The following is an 18,486-nucleotide window of genomic DNA, read 5'->3' on the forward strand; positions in this document are numbered from 1 at the left end:
CTTTTTGCTTGCATGTACGTTTGGAAAGTATAAAATTTTCTTCCTGCCAGAACGGGACTTTTACATAAAGAAATCGGCTATCTCGCCGGTTTTATCCAATCTGACCTCTGGCTTCCTGCCTCTGAAAAGACACGCTAGCGTTTTTTTCTCACAGGGGAAGGTTTCTAAAATAAGGATTATTTCAACAATCATAAAGATAAGAGGGTTGATTATGAAGTTTGATGCGTTTGAAATAGGGCAGGTGTTTAAATCCAAGTCTTTTAAGTTAACAAAAGAGAATATAGGTGCGTGTTCAAAAAGTCCGATAAATAGGACCAAGAAGTTCAAGGCAGCGCGGCTTTGAGTAACGGAAAAGCAAGCTAACGCAGAAATTCGCCGTGTCATTTTTGTTGGACTTTTTGAACATCCTCTATAATGGGATTTGCAGAAGAATTTGATCCTCAATATATGCATTTAGACGAAGAAAAAGCAAAGCAAGGGAGTTTCAATGGAATTATTGCTTCTGGCGTACATAGGCTGGGTATTTCATTTAAACTTTGGGTTGAGCAGGGTGTCTATGGTGAGGGGGAGATGAATCGCCTAAGGGTAAGGGCAGGTCTTTGATAATTCTATTTCTCAAAAAAGAACAAGTGTTCCTTTCTGTGGTTTCATTTGGTATAATGGATAGGAGGAGGTGAAAAGCCATGAAAGTAAAAAAACCTTTCGTTTTCGAATCTATCCGAACACAAGCCAAATAACGTTTATCCATAAAACAATAGGCTGTGCCCGCTTTGTCTATAACTATTTTACAGGAAAACAAAAAGAGAAAGACAGTTACTGGTATACGGTGAACGAAATGGTGCAAAACGGGCAGCTCCTTCAAAATAATTGGAAGGGTGGGTTTTTCCAGAAAAATGCGGCTATCAAAGCGATTCCGGAATTAAAGGGACATTATCCCTTCCTAAAAGAGGTAGATAGTATTGCCCTTCAAAAAGCAGTGGAAAACGTACATGATTCCTATACTCGCTATTATAGGAAACAGAACGATGAACCTCGTTTTAAATCAAAGAATAACCCTGTTCAATCGTATACCACCAAATATGTCAATGGAAATATTGCTGTCTTGGATAAACATATCAAACTACCCAAGCTTGGGCTTGTTCGTTTTGCCAAAAGTCGGGAAGTGGAAGGTCGCCTTATCAATGTAACGGTCAGGCGCAACCCATCAGGTAAATACTTTGTTTCAATAGTAGTCGAAACCGAAGCCGGATATCATGAAAAAACAGGTTCATTTGTAGGCATCGACGTCGGATTAACTGATTTTGTAACCCTTTCAGATGGAACCGTGTATGAGAACCCACGATTTTTCCGGACATTAGAAAAGAAGCTGGCAAAAGCGCAGGTGATTCTGTCCAGGCGACAAATTGGTTCTGCTAATTGGCATAAACAAAAAAGAAAAGTAGCCCGGCTTCACGAAAAAATTGCGAATGCAAGAAAGGATATGTTAGATAAGATCTCCACCGAGATAGTCAAAAACCACGATATCATTGGGATAGAAGATCTGTCTGTAAAAAACATGTTGAAAAATCACCATCTTGCAAAGGCTATTAGTGAAGTGTCATGGTCAGCGTTCAGAACCATGCTTGAATACAAAGCTGACTGGTATGGCAAGCAGGTGGTTGCGGTTGCTAAAAACTATCCATCCAGTCAGCTGTGCTCTCATTGTGGACACCAAAACAAAGACGTTAAACATCTCGCTCTGCGTGAATGGACGTGTGACATATGTAAATACCATCACCAGAGAGATCTTAACGCAAGTATCAATCTTCGTAAGGAAGCATTGCGATTAACCGCAGGGACTGCGGGGATAGCCTAATCCATAACTGACCGATGGGTTGGTGTTCTTAGGAATCTCCCACTTCAAGCAACCATTAAGGTTGATAAGTGGGGGTAGTTCAAAAAACCGGTGTATCCTGGAAATGAATTATATACCATTGCGGAAGTTATTGATAAGAAGGAGATAAAAGAAGAATTCGGGATTATCACTGTATTATTAACGACTTACAACGATAAAGAAGAAAAGGTATTTAAAGGCGAGCTTTCAGCATTAATTAGACGGTAATAACTATGTTAAAGTATAAAAAATAGAGGTTAATAAAGCTTTCTGCTGATAGCTTTGTCAGTTTTCAGAAAAGAGGATGAGGACTATAACTGATTTTGAAATCTCTCCTTGCTAATAACTTTTTTAACAGTGAGCTTGGGCATTATTTACTCTTAGCGACTAAAAATCATATTTTTAGTCGCTAAGGAATTTCATACTTAGATAGTTGGATTAGGGCAGTTGTGATACGGCTTCCTTCTTTTAGTTAGTCTGCTGGTCTATAAAATCAATTAACTGATCAATAAATTCCTCGTAAGAGCTTGAATAAGCAAGCTTATTGACATTTTCAGGATTTGACAGGATTTTTATATATTCATCATAGATATCTCGGTAAATATTTCGTTCTTTATAATTCATTGCAATTAATGAAACAATTTTAATATTCGAAGCATTTCCCCACTGGATAGGGTGTTTTGGTATCAGTACAGCAATTGTAGTTTGCAATGCGTCCATATTTATGGAGTGGGGGACGGCAACGATATTATTAAAAGCAGTTGACGATAGATTTTCTCTTTTGATGACATCCTGGGCGAAATTTTGTTTAACCAGCTGTAATGAAGTCATTTTATTGGTAATAAAACGTATGACTTCAAATTCATTTTTAAAAGCTTCATTGCTCAGTATAAAAAGCCTTTTATCAAATAATGAAATAAGATTTTGTTTAATTTGCTGCTGTTTTTTTTCGTGTTTTATCTTGTTTATTTGCATTTGTATTTTTAAAATATCATCCGCATCCATAAAGGTATTTATAAGTACTTCCTTTATCTCAATGTCAAATGGAATAGGAACGGTAGAAATAATTAAATCTCCCTGCGCCATTGATAATTCCTTATCAACCCTTGTTATTACTTTTGTGATTATTAATTGATGGGCAAAATAGCGTTCTAATTTCTCCAGTATCACCTGATGCAGATTGTTATACGCTGGACAAATAAGAATCACATTTATCGAATCGTTATTTTTTTGCTTTAACTCTAGACAGCTCCCTACATGTAAAGCAATATAAGTTATTTCATCCTCAGGCAAACGAATGTTCAATTCTTCAGAGAGCAGATTTGCAATATATACAGATAGGTCATAAATAAGTGGAGAAGAGCTCTTAATAGACTGTGTAAGCGGATTTTCGAATGAGAAATTATTTGAAGCCCTAATCACCATATTTTGAACATGTAAAGCAAATTTTGTCTTAAATTCTTCATCGTCTAAGCTAATTAAATAGCTCTCATTTACCTTTTGTATGATCTGATTGATGAGATTAATATATCGTGACTTAGTACCATTTCTGGTATCTTCAACAGTATTTGTTGCTTTACTGCTTATTAGTGCTTGCAGATAATATAATTCATTTTCATCCAGTTGAACATGAAAATAGGATTCAATTAGGTGTTTTATTTCATGAACAATTTTTATTGAAATAAATTTTTCTTTAAAAGGATAGACATGGTAATGTACATATTGATTATCCTGCATCCGCTCAATGGAAACAACAATATGATAAATAATATTGCCAAGCGTATATTCATTAATATCATAATCGTGACTTTGAATAATTTGCAGCAGCTGTTTTTTAAAGTCATGTAATTCATAACCAAATATTTTCTCTAAGTCAATAATATTGTAAAAAGTTGTATTATATTCTTTGGAATAAATCACACGCATTATTTTGCGCTTATCTATTTCTTTTCCTTTTAAAAACAAGTAATCTTTGGCTCTTTCAATGTATAAATCGTAACTCTTAATAAATTTTCGACATTCTATTAATTCTTTCTCAATAGTTGGAACGCTTACAAATAAATCATCGCTCAAATCAAATATATCCACACCATTATCGGCCAAAATGAGCCTTTGTAAAATGAAATGCATTCTATTTTCAAATGGTTTATTCTCTGTTTGTATGGTTTCTTTATTCCCTCTTTTTTTCAGACGATAACCTGCACTTGAAGATTCTATGATAAACAAATGATTATAATATTCATTAATATGCTGGATATAATTCCTCAAAGTTCGTGGAGAAATATTTAAATAAGTTAGTATTTGTTTTGATTTCATCCAGTCATCATGTTCTTCAAATAAATGAATGAGCGCTTCTATATTCTTTTCCTTCATTATCATTCCCACCCTTATGTTTAAACATAGTTCTTCAAAGTATTTTTATTATAATCCTAATGATGCCTCATAAGAAAATAAATCTATTGCCAGCAGGTAGGCAAAAGGAATATTCGTTAGTATTCCTTTTCCTTGGCATAATATAAGTACATCGAAAACAAGGGGGAAAACAAAATGAAAAAAACAATTTTATTAATTTGCAGTGGTGGAGCTTCCAGTGGATTTCTAGCTCAAAATATCCGCAAGTCTGCTAAGAAAAGGGGACTTGAAATAGAAGTGATAGCAAGAGGGGAATCCGAATTAGTCGAATATATTGATCGAATCAGCATGGTATTAATTGCACCACATTTAAGCTATGTTCAAGATGATATTGCGGAACAGCTTTCCAATACAAATATTCCTCATCAGGTCATTGATCAAATGACGTATGGAACATTGAATGGCGACAAAGGTCTTGACATTATCGTTAAGGAACTGGGATTAGAATAATTCGAGGAGGATTATTATGAAAAAATTCATCGCGTATATGAATCGGTCATTTGCACCTAAAATGAATAAGATAACAAGAAATGCTTGGATTTCTGCCATACAAGAATCCATTATGGGTGTGTTACCACTAATTTTGGTAGGATCATTAATCACACTTATTATGATTTTAAATGATTTTATACCAAATATGCCTAATTTACAACCTATTAGTGATTTTTCATTTGGTTTAATGAGTCTATTTATTTCTTTTCTGATTCCATATTTTGTTATGGAAAAACTAAAGAAAAGTGATCGTAAATTAGTTGCTGGCTTAACAGGTACAGCTATGTTTTTCCTTGTGCTTTCTCCTTCTTTTAATGACGAAGGGCAAATTATATTTTCATTTGAAAGATTTGGGGCAAGCGGAATGTTTGTAGCTATAATTATCGGACTGCTCGTTGGTGTGGTATTCCATCAATCCAGTAAAGTCTCCTTTTTTAAAGAGACAAGTTCATTACCCGACTTTATTATTATCTGGTTTGATACGATTATACCAATTACGATTTTGCTATTAGCAGGATGGTTTGCGACAATATTAGGAAACTTTGATCTTTACGCTTCTATTATCAGCCTGTTTGAACCACTCATCAATATTGGTCAAAGTTTTGTGGGCTTTGTTCTTATCTGTTTTATTACTGCGTTTTTATATTCGTTCGGAATTAGTTCTTGGGCCTTAATGCCTGTTGCTTTTCCGATAATAATATCAGGAATTGAACAAAACGCAAGACAATTAAGCCGAGGATTAGAACCTTCTCTTATTCATACACAAGAAACATTAGCAGCTTGGATATTAATTGGAGGAGTAGGAGCAACATTGCCTTTGGTAATTATTATGTTAGGTGCTAAATCTAAGCATTTAAAAGCAATCAGCAGAGTTACGATTATTCCATCTATTTTTAACATTAATGAACCTGTTGTATTTGGTGCTCCTATCGCTTTTAATCCAATTCTGATGATACCAATGTGGTTAAATGCAATTATCATCCCGGCAATCACCTATATTGTCCTTTCACTAGGTGTGATTGCAATTCCTGCTGAGGTAATGCAGCTATGGTATTTACCAGTTGGAGTTTCCACCTATCTTGTTAATACCGATTTAAGAGGGTTAGTACTATTGTTGATTAACATCGTGATATCATTTATCATCTGGTATCCTTTTGTGAAAGTTTATGATAATCAAAAAGTAATGGAAGAAAAACAGGAGGAGCAAGTTTAATTCAATTTAAGGAGGGCTTGATTTGAGCCAACATAATACAGAACGTTTACAAGAAATATCCATGAAAATTATATTAGGGGCTGGTGATGCTCGGGCGGAAATTCAAGCTGCTTTGAAGAATATTGAAATGTTTGAATTTGAAGAAGCAGAAGCGAAATTAGCACAAGCAAAAAAACATATGTCAAAGGCTCATTCAGCTCAAACGGAGACAATACAAGAAGAAGCAAGATCAGAAACGATTCCTTATTCTACGCTATTTACTCATGCTCAGGACCATTTAATGACAGTTATGAGTGAATGGAATATAGCTAGAAATCTATTAAGAATTTCCAAAACATTCGATCAAAGAATAAAAAAATTAGAGGAAAAATGATTTGTTAATTAGAAGTAATGTTCATTTCTTTCTGGAGCGATAACCCACAGCTTAGAAGTTAGATATATTTAATTCCATATTGTTTATGGATACAGTTGATGAATAGGAGTTGAAAATAAGTTATGAAAATAAAGAAGGATTTTTTGTGGGGCGGGAGTATAGCTGCTCATCAATGTGAAGGCAGTTGTAGGGAAGACAACAAAGGTTTAGCTATTATGGATTTGGTGACTGCAGGTAGTCACGAAACACCCAGAGAAATTCATAAGAGTTTAGATGCAGCTATTCGCTATCCTTCCCATCAAGGCATTGACTTTTATCATAGATATAAAAATGATATTGCACTTTTTGCGGAGATGGGTTTTAAGGCATTACGTTTATCTATTGATTGGGCAAGAATTTATCCTAATGGCGATGAGAAAGAGCCTAATCAAGCAGGGTTAAATTTTTATCATAATGTTGTAGACGAGTTGAAAAAATATCATATAGAGCCTATTATCACTTTATATCATTTCGAAATGCCTCTCCATTTAGTGAAGGAGTATGGTTCGTGGACCAACAGAAAAGTCATTGATTTTTATTTGAAATATTGTGAAACAATGTTTGAATCATTTAAACATAAAGTAAAGTATTGGGTAACATTTAATGAAATGAACCATATTGACCCTCAAACAGATACTAGTGATTTCTTTACTTATATGATTGCTGGATTAAAGTATTCGGAATTAGAGAATAAATCTCAAACTCTAGCTACGGTTGGATATAATATGACCCTTGCAAGTTGCTTAGCAGTTAAGTTAGGTCATGAAATTATTAAAGATAGTAAAGTTGGCTGTGTCTTTGGTATTGAACCAGTCTATCCAATTGATAGCAATCCCATTAATGTGTTAAATGCTTTTAAACAAACGGACAGGGATTTTTATCAAATAGATGCCATGTGTAATGGTGCATTTCCGGAATATAAATTTCAAGAATATCAGGATCAAGGCATTGAAATTTCAATAACTCAAAAGGATCGGTCAGCATTTTCAGAAGGAAAGCTTGATTTTATTGGAATAAATTACTATGCTTCTTCAGTTGCAGATTATAAAGGAGCGGACAAAGGAAAAAATACTCTATTCGGTGGTTTACAAAATCCTTATCTTGTATCAACCAAATGGGGGTGGGCAATTGACCCTGTTGGATTGAGATATCTTTTGAATTACACTTATAGAAAATATGGATTACCAATTATGGTTACAGAAAATGGTTTGGGTGCTGTAGATGAAATAACTCCTGATGGAAAAATTCATGATGACTATAGGATTGATTATCTAAAACAACATATTAATGAAATGAAGAAAGCTATTGAGATCGACCAGGTGGATTGTTTAGGATATCTTACCTGGGGACCAATTGATTTAGTAAGTGCTACGACCGGACAGATGAGTAAACGTTATGGCTTCATTTATGTAGATTTAGATGACAATGGGAAAGGAACATTAAATCGATTTAAAAAAGATTCCTTTGAATGGTACAAGAAAGTTATTCAATCCAATGGTACAAGTTTATAGGATGAATGAATAATTTTTAATTTTTAAAAAATGGTAATCTTACTGCTATTGACAGCATACTTGAGTAATTTGGATACATCATCGAATAAAGTCGCTGCAGCTTTTAAAGGAATTAACAGAGAAGCAGGATGAGTTAGTTATCTATATCGTGAGGCATGGTAAGCCATGATTTAATACAACTAACAGAAGAAGGAATGGCACAAGCCAGCATAATTGGTAGTAGAAGGGGAAAGTTAAGATATGGTGTAGCAGATGACTATTATTTTGGATAGTCATCTGTTTTTTGCATCTTATGTGTAAGAAGACGGAATGGTAAAAAGACCTTATAAGGCTGGGTATAGGAATGAATAGCTTATTTAAAGTAAGAGGGGCTAGTTAAGCTCTTAGGAAACATGTCAACTACAACCATTCAAACAATCTATTATTAATGAAATGAAGGAAAAGTGTTGTTCATATTTTTCAGTCTTTCTTGATTGTTAATTTACTAGTTATAAATCCTAATGCTTCATGTAGTTGATTTGGTTCATAAAATCTTTATTTCAAAGGTACTTTTATGAACTTAAAATCCGTGTCAGCACGATATATTTTGTTTTCTAACTTTATTTTTAAATAACGGCAAGATCTTGACTGAATCTTTCTTAGGAGTTTATGCTGTATCGTTCATATGATAAATACGCTAAAATAAAGTAGTATCAGCAGTCCATAAAGCAAAACAAAATAGATAAAGATATTGGAGGAGAAGTCTGATGACGATTTCAGAACAAATGCAGAAGATTCATGCAAACGCACGTGTACAAAAAACATTGCAGCAAATCAAAGCGGAGGATCAACTTACCCGGGAGCAGCAGATTATGCTGACAGAAATTCCTGCGCCTCCTTTTAAAGAAGAGAAGCGGGCGGAAGCATTTAAAAAGCTATTAGAAGATTATGATTTAGAAGATGTACATATGGATGAGGAAGGAAACGTATTTGGGAAACGGAGCGGTACGGGAAATGGACCGGTATTGGTTGTTTCTGCTCATTTAGATACGGTTTTTCCAGAGGGAACAGATACCACTGTAAAAGAAAAGGATGGCAAGCTTTTTGCACCTGGTATTGGAGATGATACGAGGGGATTGGCAGAGGTACTGGCTGTTGTCCGGGCGCTTCAAGCTTCTGAGCTGCAAACCATCGGTGATATTATCATTGGCGGAACAGTCGGTGAAGAAGGCGCTGGCGATTTACGCGGTGTAAAAGCATATTTTAATGAAAATAAAGCGGATGGTTATATTTCTATTGATGGTTCCAGCCTAGAGACAATGACTTATTTAGGAACAGGAAGCTTCCGGTATCGTGTTACCTTCCAAGGAAAAGGTGGGCACAGCTTTGGAGATTTTGGAACGCCAAGTGCAACCCATGCTTTAGGAAGAGCGATAGCGGCAATCGCAGATTTGGAAACGAAGGCAGATCCAAAAACAACTTTTTCGGTCGGGCCGATTGCAGGCGGCTCCTCTGTCAATGCGATTTCTGAACAGGCATCGATGGAAGTAGATTTGCGGTCAAATGCTATGGAGGAATTAATCGTTCTTGATAAAAAATTCAATAATATTGTAGCGGAAGCATGCCGTAAAGAAAATGAGCGCTGGGGAAAGGATTCGATGACAGTGACAGTTGAGAAATTCGGGAATCGTCCACCGGCAGCCCAAAGTGATAAAGCTCCAATTGTCCAGGCATTGGCAGAAGCAATTAAGTGTGTCGGGAAGAAACCAATATATGGTCAGCCCAGCAGTACAGATGCGAACTATCCAATGAGTCTCGGAATTCCATCGATTACTTCTGGTTTAGGCGGAAAAGCCGGCGGGGCACATACCTTAAATGAATGGTTTGATCCTGCAGATGCTTATCTTGCTGTGCAAAAGCATTTTTTACTTATTCTTAGTCTGGTTGGGATTGAAAAATTGACAACACCAATACTTATCAAGGAAGAATAACGATATATTCGTTTTGGACAGGTATCACTTTCAACATTTTTTAACGGTAAAAGGAGGAGTTAGGTGCAGTTTGATGAATATAAAAACTATGATGCAACAGGTCTGGCAGAGCTTATTCGTCGGAAAGAGGTCCACCCATCTGAATTAGTGGATATTGCTTTTAAGCGGCTGCATCATGTGAATCCTGCATTAAACATGATAACACATCACCGGGAGGAAGCAGTAAAAAAGGAAGCAGGTCATTTCCCTGTCAGGGATGCTGCTTTTTCAGGTGTACCGATTTTAATGAAAAATATATCCCAGTCTATTGAAGGAGAAAAATTAACCTCAGGCTCAAGGCTTTTGCAAAATCAAGTGGAGCAGCACGATAATTATTTTGTTAAAAAATTTCGGGAAGCGGGATTTTTATTTATGGGGCATACAAACAGCCCTGAGTTTGGTTTGAAAAATATTACGGAGCCAAAGCTATACGGTCCAACGAGAAACCCTTGGAATCCGGCTTATTCACCAGGCGGCTCAAGCGGAGGAGCGGCAGCTGCAATTGCTGCCGGAGTTATTCCTGTCGCCGGAGCTAGTGATGGTGGCGGATCAATTCGGATACCTGCATCCTTCAGCGGATTGGTCGGGTTAAAGCCGACACGGGGCCGAACACCAGTAGGTCCGGGAGCTGGCAGACAGTGGCAGGGAGCATCTATTAATTTTGTATTGACAAAAACGGTTCGCGATTGTGCAGTGCTGCTCGATCAATTACAGGTAGTAGAGCCTCATGCAGCCTTTCAGACGCCGTTATATGAAAAGGGGTATCGGCATACCTTTTCTGAAAAGCTTCCCAAGCAGCTGCGGATTGCTTTCAGTACGGAATCCCCAGTAGGTACGCCGATCTCTGACGATGCGAAAAAAGCAGTGCTGCAATTTGTCCGTTATTTGGAACAGAATGGGCATATCGTGGAGGAAAGGCAGACGCCAAATGACGGTGTGCAATTAATGCGGGATTACTATGTCATGAACAGCGGCGAAATGAATGCTGTTGTTCGGGGACTGGAGAAAGCAATGGGAGTTGACTTGACGGCAGAGGATATGGAAATCGAATCATGGCTGCTTCATCAGGCTGGAAAAACCTTAACAGCAGCGGATTATTCAGATAGCCTGGCAGCATGGGATCGGGCAGCAGAAGCGATGTCCAGCTTTCATCAGACATATGATTTTTATATCTCTCCAGCAACCGCTTTCCACGCTCCAAAAGTTGGAGAGCTGACCATGACAGACCGAAAAGAACAGGAGTTTAAGGAAAGAATAGCCGCTGAAAAGGATAAGCAGGATATTATTTATGAGATGTTTTTACCAAGCTTAACGTATACACCTTTTACACAGCTTGCTAATTTAACCGGACAGCCTGCTATTTCTCTGCCTCTTTATCTGACAGAGAATGGATTGCCAATCGGCGTCCAGGTCATGGCAGGAAAAGGGGAGGAGCATCGCCTCCTGCAGCTTGCTCACGAAACAGAGCAAAGCGACTTATGGAAGGGAATGCACGGGAATCCTTATTTTCAAGGTTAGTTCTTTTATCCCTCTTGGAAGCTGACAGAGAAAAGCAGCTTCCAAGAGGGATTTTTCTGGTTCCATTCCGCACCAGCTTTCTGTTAGAATAATGAAAAAGTACCGTAAATAGAATAAAAGAAGAGCTGAAGGAGGGTCCAAATGAAGATTACTGTTCAGGATATTTTGCAAAAGGAATTATTTGCACAGGCTGTTGTGGAAACAGGAGCATCAACCCTTGCTGATAAGAATATTCAGTGGGTCTCTGTCATTGAAATGCCTGTAGAAAATTTTGTCCGAAAAAATGAGCTTGTTCTGACAACAGCACTTGGCTGTAAAGATGATTTGGATGCCTTTCAGCGATTTGTAGAAGATGTTATGCAGGCAGAGGCAAGTGCTTTAGTGATTGCAACAGGCCGGCATATTGACGATATACCTCCTGAAGTAAAAGCTGTGGCAGAAGCCCGTCAATTTAGCCTTATTCGTATTCCTTGGGAGGTGCGTTTTGCAAATATTGTGGAGATGGTACTGGATGAATTAGCACAAAGAAAAAATACGGAAATGATCCAGCATGTGAAAATGCAGCAGGATTTTCTGCAATTTATCCTGGAAGAAAAACGGCTCCATGAAATTCTTGCCTTTATTCAAATGCAGGTAGCTGCGGATGTGTATCTGACGGATCAGCATTACCGTCTCTATGATTTAGAACAATATTCAAAGGAAGCACAGGAAAAATGGCAGCAGGCTTTTCAAGAGGAAGTGACCATTCATCTGGATCAATTTATACGAGATCCGTATATGAAAAAATTTGATTTAGTCGCCTTCTTAAATAAAGAACTGATACAAATTCCTATTTTGCAAGTAACCGGAGCAGCACAGGGATATTTATTTATCGAGCTTCCAGATAAAGCTGCTTACGAGCCCTTTTTAAATAAATATAGTCAAATATTGGAGCATGCCGCTACAACGATTGCGCTGTGGCTGTCCAAAAAAAATGCAGTGGAAGCAACCGAAAATAAATTGCGCAGTGATTTTGTCGAGGAGCTGGCTAAAGGAAGATTTCGTAATGCGGAGGAGGCTTCATTGCGTGCAAGCCCTTTGGGGTATGCTGTTCAACGCTCTTATGTATGTATTATTGCCCAGCCGGAGAAGCTGCAGGAAATTTATGAACACAGGAACAAGGCTTTAGGATCTTATAAGCCCTGGGAGAGGGCCATGCTCCGCTATTTAGAGGAAGAACTGGTGTATGCGGCGCAGGCTTTAAAACAGGAAGCGATGATAACACATATAGAAGAAGCATTTTTAATCTATCTGCATATCGAACACCAGACGGATTATCAGCATGCAACCGATTTTCTGGATTTGGTTGACCGCCGCCTCAAGCATTTCTTTCCTGAAGTAACATTACGATGGGGAATTAGCGGCAGAGTACAGACATTTGCTGATTTTCATAAGACATACATAGAAGCGAAGCAAGCCGTGCACATTGGAGAAAAGAAAGGGAATCAGCGCACATGGTATGAGGAGGCGGTGCTGGAGCGAATATTATTACAGCTTCCGGACATTCCGGAAATAGGTATGCTTAGAGAGAATATATTAGATCCGTTGCTGGCCTATCAAGAAGAAAGGAAAATCAATTTGATCGAAACGTTTATTGCTTACCAGCAATACCGGGGCAATGTCAGTAAAACAGCAAAGCATCTCAGCCTTCACCGTCAATCATTATTATATCGGCTTCGAAAAATTGAAGCCTTGACAGGTTTATCCCTGCATGACTCTAATCATTTATTTTTATTAGAGTTAAGTATGAAAACCTGGGAAATGAATAAATAATAGAGGAAGAAGTATGATCCGCGTGGTGGTAGATCATGCTTTTTTAAAGTGTAAATAAAGAAATCGGCTATTTCGCCGATTTTATCCAATCCGACCTCTGGCTTCCAGCCTCTGAGAAGACACGTTAGCGTTTTTTCTCATCCTATTTATTTCTCATGAAATTCTAATCTTACTCCAATGGTACTGTCATGATTGCGGGGTAAGATGTAGTTAATAACAAATAAGGAGGAAAAACAAATGAACAAAAAAATTGGAATGATTGCAGGAGCAGTTGCATTAGCAGGAGTGGTCGGTACAGGAATTTATCATGCGGAAGCATCGAGCTCAAATGAAGAGAATCTGCAAATTGTTGAAACAGGAACCCTGAAAATGGAGGAAGCTACCAAAAAGCTGGAAGAAGAATATCAGGGAAAGATTAAAGAATTAGAGCTGGATAAAGAAGGAAATAAATTATATTATGAAGCAGAAATTTTTGTGGAAAGCAAAGAATATGATGTAAAAATGGATGCGGAATCAGGAGAGATTGTCTATGAAGAAGTGGACGATGACGATCGCAATGATGATGACAGACATCTGGAAGGCGAGCAGCCAGAAGCATCCGTAGAAAATAAGAACACGGACAATAAGCGTAATGTTATAGCGCAAGAGGAAGCCATTAACATTGCAAAACAGGAATTTGATGGAGAAGTAGTCGATATAGAATTAGATGATGATGATGGCAGATATGTTTATGAGCTGGAGCTTGTGAATGGAAACCAGGAAGCAGAATTTGACATCCACGGAGAAACCGGAGATATCCTTTCCTTAGAAGTGGATTATGAAGATGATTGAGGAAAATAAAAAAAGAGGGCGAACCAGCCTTCTTTTTTTATTTTCCTCGTTGTATAAAAAAGCGTTGTTTCTTTCATACATATTGTCAGATGATTTATAGAATAGTGGGAATATATAATGAACTTATATAGAAAGGGTAGTCAAGTCACAGAAGTTCATTTTCAAAAAGCATAAGGATGATAAGGGGCTGTTTGTATGAAAGTGAAACTGGAGGAGTATCGGGAGCGTTTGGCAAAGACGAAGGAGAGTATGGCAAAGCAGGAACTCGAAGTTTTATTGATTACCGATCCGGCAAATATGTATTATTTAACAGGATTTGATGGCTGGTCATTTTATGTGGATCAGATGCTTGTTGTCATTGATGAGGAGGAGCAGCCGATATGGATAGGGAGAACTGCAGACGCCAACGCTGCAAAGGTAACAACGTGGCTGCATGAAGAACATATTATTGCCTATCCAGATACGTATGTGCATTCAATGATAACGCATCCAATGGATTTTATCGCAGCAATTTTAAAAGAAATCGGCTTAAGTACCTGTCATATTGGTGTAGAAATGGATAGTTACTATTTTACAGCAAAGTGTTTTGCCAGATTAACAAAAGGTATGCCGGATGCGCGGTTTAAGGATGCAACTTTATTAGTCAATTGGCTGCGTATCGAGAAATCGCCTGTGGAATTAGCCATGATGCAGCGTGCTGCAATAATTTCTGAACAAGCGATGCAGGCAGGGATCGAATTGGTGAATGAAGGTGTCAGAGGCTGTGATGTGGCTGCACAAATCAGTTATGCACAATTTCGGGGAACACCGCATTTTGGCGGGGATTACCCGGCGATTGTGCCACTGCTTCCAGCCGGGGAGCGCACCTCAACACCTCATTTAACATGGACGGATCAGCCCTATCAGTCGAATGAAACAGTTATTCTGGAGCTGTCCGGCTGTTATCAGCGTTACCATGCTCCTATTGCGCGCACTGTTCAAATAGGGCAGCCTTCTGCAGCTATGCAAGATTTATCATCGATTGTTTTGGAAGGATTGCATGCCTGTCTTGATTTTATTAAACCGGGAGTCACCTGTGAGGAGATTGAGGTTGTATGGCGCAAGGCTGTAGAGAAATATGGTTTGTTCAAAGAGTCCCGTCTTGGTTATTCGATGGGATTGAATTATCCGCCGGACTGGGGAGAGCATACAGCGAGCATCCGAACAGGAGATAAAACAATTCTTCGACCCAACATGACCTTTCATCTGATTCCTGCCATCTGGTCTGAAGGGGAAAGCTTTGAAGTCAGCGAATCGATCTATGTGACTGAAGCAGGCTGCGAGACATTTGTCCAGATGCCGAGAGAACTGCATGTAAAGGGGCAAATGGCATCGATAGATATAGGAGAAGCTAAAAATGATGATCCTGCTGACTGAGAAATAGCTAAGAAATTAGAGGAGGCTGAAACAAGATGACGCATAAGAAGGAAATGAAGTTAGCGACAAAAACTGTTTGGGCAGGAGAAGCAGATTATCTGGTCCATGGAGCAACACAAGTACCAGTTGTTTTAAGTGTCGCCTATAACTATGATGATATCGATGAATGGTATGAGGTGGCCACAGGGAAAAAATCGGGCCATATTTATGGACGGAATACCAATCCAACCGTACAATCCTTTGAGGATAAAATCAAGGAAATGGAAGGGGCAGAAGCGGCAACGAGCTTTTCAACAGGAATGGCAGCCATCAGTAATACGCTAGCTGCTTTTTTAGTCCCCGGTGATCGTATTGTTTCCATTAAGGATACCTATGGCGGAACCAATAAAATATTTTCAGAGTTTCTGCCGCGGCAGCAAATTGATGTCCATCTATGTGAAACTGGAAATATGGAGGAAATGGAACAGGAGATAAAAAAGGGGTGCAAGATTTTATATTTAGAGACACCGACCAATCCAACCGTAAAAATAACAGATATAGAAAGAATGGCCGTGATTGGCAAAGAGGCTGGAGCATTGGTGGTTGTTGATAATACGTTTGCGACACCAATGAATCAACGTCCGCTGACATTGGGTGCTGACCTTGTTATTCACAGTGCGACAAAGTTTCTTGGGGGGCATGCTGATGCTTTAGGCGGTGTGGTTTGCGGGAAGAAGGAGCTTATTGGACCGATTTACCATTATCGGGAAATAAATGGTGCAACGATGGACCCAATGGCAGCTTATCTCGTATTACGTGGTATGAAAACATTGCATCTGCGCGTCCGGGAACAATGTAAAAATGCGATGGAGCTGGCATTATACCTGCAAAAGCAGGATATAGTAGAAGATGTATTTTATCCTGGATTACCAGAACATCCAAATCATGACATCGCCAGGAAGCAAATGGACGATTTTGGAGGGATGCTGAGCTTTTCCGTAAAAGGAGGGATAGATACAGTCCGTAAAGTTCTTCCCAAGCTGCAATATGCACATCGGGCTGCGAATCTGGGAGCAGTGGAAACAACGGTGGGACCGGCAAGAACAACCAGCCACGTTGAATGCACACCGGAAGAACGAGCAGCGCTTGGTATTCCTGAAGGACTTATCCGTGTTTCATGCGGCATTGAAGCTATCGATGATATTATCAGTGATTTTGAGCAAGCCTTGCATACTGTAAAAACAGAAAAATTATCTTCTTGACACCCAATGTAAAGAATAAAAAGAAAAAATTGGCTGCGTCTCTTTCGCCCAATTTTTTCTTTTTTTATCTAATAACCACAAATATTCTCTTGCCATGTATGACATACTTTGCTGTTATCGTTGCATTCTCCTGGAAACAGGGTAGGAAAATGGAGTTTGGGATCTTTTTATCCATATGTGATAGTGGAGCAGAAAAGTCTAGACAGATGTGAAGCTTTTCTATAAATAACTATGCAGCCGACAATACGGTATCGTTTTAATTACAGCAGTGGTATAGTATAATTAACTACTACAATATGAATTCTTTAAAGTGAGGTATTCAGCATATGAATATGACACAAAAAACAACGAAGGATAAGATCCTTGATTATCTGAAAAAGGAAAAATCATTAGCTGTCAGCGATTTGACAGATTTATTAGATATGACGCATATGGCGATAAGAAAGCATCTTAGTATATTAGAGCGGGACGGTTTAATTATCCGTAAAGAAGTGAAGCAGCCGGTGGGAAGACCTTCGCAAATATATTCGTTGACAGAAAAAGGGGAGCGGCTTTTTCCTAAAAACTACGAAGGGATCAGTGTTGAATTTCTGTACGATATTGAAGATATGTATGGAGAGGAAGCAATTCGCGATCTTTTTAAAAGAAGAGAGCTGCGGCTGACAAAAGAATACATGAACAGAATCGAGCAAAAATCGAATCATGATAAAATAAATGAGCTTTCAAATATTCAAACGGAAAAAGGCTATATGACAAAATTATCGCAAATTGATGAAAATACCTATGAATTAATCGAGTATAATTGCCCGATTCTGGCCGTAGCCAGCGAATTCAAAGCAGCCTGCAATTGTGAGACACAAATGTTTAAAAATGTATTGGAAACAGATAATGTAAAAAGGGTCTGCTGTAAGAGCGATGGAGATAATTATTGCAAGTTTTTGGTTGATTTTAAGCAGACACGGGAAGAAGCATAAAGGAATATGGATAGGGTTAGGCTCAATGGAAGTTGCCTGGTAAAGGATTGAATTCTGTGTGATTGTACAGAACCAATCCTTTTTTCTTTCCAGGGTATTCATGGGGGGAAGCTTCATTTTGAGCAGCATGTTAGAAAGTAGCTGGATTTTTAGCTGTGTCTAAAAATCCAGGCGCAATAAGAATATATCCTTTAAACAAAAGGAGTAATCCCTGCGTGCTTTTGTACAACATCAACATAGTAAACCAGCTCATCAGATAGTTTCGAGATACGGTTAATTATATTTTGGTTTACGATAATATTATTTGTATAATCACTTTCTTCCATAAACACATATTTAGGAAGCACCCAGGCATGCATATAATCGAGGATTGGTTTTAAATGCTGCTCGGGAACTAAATAATGCTTTGCAGTACCTGCTGTCGCCAAAATACCAACGATTTTATGTTGAAATGCGTCTACGGGCAACAGGTCAAAAATATTTTTCAGTGTTCCCGGTATCGAGGCTTGAAAAACAGGCATGCCAATTAAAAGCCCATCTGCCTGCATGATTTTTTTCAATAAAATATTGGTATCGCCCGTATAATCCTGATATGGACGACCGTCACTAAATACGACATCGTATTCTTTTAAATCAATAAGCTCTAAATCTACTTCTGTATATTCCTGTTGCATATAATGTAAAGCCTGTTCGACAGCAATCCTTGTTTTTGACCCGACTGTGGAGCCGGAGATTCCAACTATTTTCATAGAGCATCCTCCTCCATTATTTG

Annotated in this window: 14 protein-coding genes and 2 pseudogenes; 14 read left to right on the forward strand and 2 right to left on the reverse strand. The window is 38.3% G+C overall.

Annotated elements, in window-relative coordinates; translation table 11 throughout:
* Window positions 1-411 precede the first annotated feature (411 nt).
* The 3 genes and pseudogenes from FLK20_RS17710 to FLK20_RS21710 form a co-directional block, all read left to right on the forward strand.
* Window positions 412-582, forward strand: a pseudogene (locus tag FLK20_RS17710) (MaoC/PaaZ C-terminal domain-containing protein); the annotation flags it as partial.
* A gap of 91 nt (window positions 583-673) precedes the next feature.
* The gene (gene tnpB, locus FLK20_RS17715; RefSeq protein ID WP_152657927.1) at window positions 674-1,855 is read left to right on the forward strand and encodes an IS200/IS605 family element RNA-guided endonuclease TnpB; all 1,182 of its coding nucleotides are present in this window, start codon (window positions 674-676) and stop codon (window positions 1,853-1,855) included.
* Window positions 1,856-1,933: 78 nt separating this feature from the next.
* Window positions 1,934-2,101: pseudogene (locus FLK20_RS21710) on the forward strand (hotdog family protein); the annotation flags it as partial.
* A gap of 240 nt (window positions 2,102-2,341) precedes the next feature.
* On the opposite strand, the gene FLK20_RS17720 reads toward FLK20_RS21710, so the two are convergent.
* Window positions 2,342-4,246 carry a BglG family transcription antiterminator gene (locus FLK20_RS17720; protein ID WP_194165671.1) on the reverse strand — a complete coding sequence of 635 codons (1,905 nt, stop codon included), beginning with the start codon at window positions 4,244-4,246 and terminating at the stop codon, window positions 2,342-2,344.
* A gap of 174 nt (window positions 4,247-4,420) precedes the next feature.
* Between FLK20_RS17720 and FLK20_RS17725 the strand changes: the two genes are divergently transcribed.
* From FLK20_RS17725 to FLK20_RS17775, 11 genes are all read left to right on the forward strand, one after another.
* On the forward strand, window positions 4,421-4,735 hold the full coding sequence (locus FLK20_RS17725) for a PTS sugar transporter subunit IIB (RefSeq protein WP_152657929.1): 315 nt from the start codon (window positions 4,421-4,423) through the stop codon (window positions 4,733-4,735).
* Between the two features lie 16 nt (window positions 4,736-4,751).
* Complete coding sequence (locus tag FLK20_RS17730; protein WP_152657930.1) at window positions 4,752-5,990, forward strand: PTS sugar transporter subunit IIC; 1,239 nt, start codon at window positions 4,752-4,754, stop codon at window positions 5,988-5,990.
* A 22-nt stretch (window positions 5,991-6,012) separates the two neighbouring features.
* Window positions 6,013-6,363: a PTS sugar transporter subunit IIA gene (locus FLK20_RS17735; RefSeq protein ID WP_227995119.1), complete on the forward strand. Its 351-nt coding sequence runs from the start codon at window positions 6,013-6,015 to the stop codon at window positions 6,361-6,363.
* Between the two features lie 122 nt (window positions 6,364-6,485).
* Window positions 6,486-7,913, forward strand: a complete 1,428-nt coding sequence (locus tag FLK20_RS17740; protein ID WP_152657931.1) for a glycoside hydrolase family 1 protein — start codon at window positions 6,486-6,488, stop codon at window positions 7,911-7,913.
* A gap of 746 nt (window positions 7,914-8,659) precedes the next feature.
* Window positions 8,660-9,883 carry a M20/M25/M40 family metallo-hydrolase gene (locus FLK20_RS17745; protein ID WP_194165672.1) on the forward strand — a complete coding sequence of 408 codons (1,224 nt, stop codon included), beginning with the start codon at window positions 8,660-8,662 and terminating at the stop codon, window positions 9,881-9,883.
* Window positions 9,884-9,946: 63 nt separating this feature from the next.
* On the forward strand, window positions 9,947-11,440 hold the full coding sequence (locus FLK20_RS17750) for an amidase (protein WP_152657932.1): 1,494 nt from the start codon (window positions 9,947-9,949) through the stop codon (window positions 11,438-11,440).
* 141 nt (window positions 11,441-11,581) lie between these two features.
* Window positions 11,582-13,252, forward strand: a complete 1,671-nt coding sequence (locus FLK20_RS17755; RefSeq protein ID WP_152657933.1) for a PucR family transcriptional regulator — start codon at window positions 11,582-11,584, stop codon at window positions 13,250-13,252.
* Window positions 13,253-13,489: 237 nt separating this feature from the next.
* Window positions 13,490-14,083, forward strand: a complete 594-nt coding sequence (locus tag FLK20_RS17760) for a PepSY domain-containing protein (RefSeq protein ID WP_152657934.1) — start codon at window positions 13,490-13,492, stop codon at window positions 14,081-14,083.
* A gap of 195 nt (window positions 14,084-14,278) precedes the next feature.
* Window positions 14,279-15,499, forward strand: coding sequence for a M24 family metallopeptidase (locus FLK20_RS17765; protein WP_152657935.1), 1,221 nt, complete (start codon window positions 14,279-14,281; stop codon window positions 15,497-15,499).
* A gap of 35 nt (window positions 15,500-15,534) precedes the next feature.
* Entirely contained in the window at window positions 15,535-16,740 is a 1,206-nt protein-coding gene (locus FLK20_RS17770; RefSeq protein ID WP_152657936.1) for a cystathionine gamma-synthase family protein, read from the forward strand.
* 326 nt (window positions 16,741-17,066) lie between these two features.
* Entirely contained in the window at window positions 17,067-17,714 is a 648-nt protein-coding gene (locus tag FLK20_RS17775) for a helix-turn-helix transcriptional regulator (protein ID WP_152657937.1), read from the forward strand.
* A 191-nt stretch (window positions 17,715-17,905) separates the two neighbouring features.
* Here the strand turns inward: FLK20_RS17775 and FLK20_RS17780 are convergent, their stop codons facing one another.
* Window positions 17,906-18,463 (reverse strand): NADPH-dependent FMN reductase, encoded by a 558-nt coding sequence (locus tag FLK20_RS17780; protein WP_152657938.1) that lies wholly within the window; start codon window positions 18,461-18,463, stop codon window positions 17,906-17,908.
* Between the last annotated feature and the right edge of the window lie 23 nt (window positions 18,464-18,486).

The sequence above is a fragment of the Oceanobacillus sp. CFH 90083 genome (assembly GCF_009389585.1).
Taxonomy (GTDB): Bacteria; Bacillota; Bacilli; order Bacillales; family Amphibacillaceae; genus Oceanobacillus.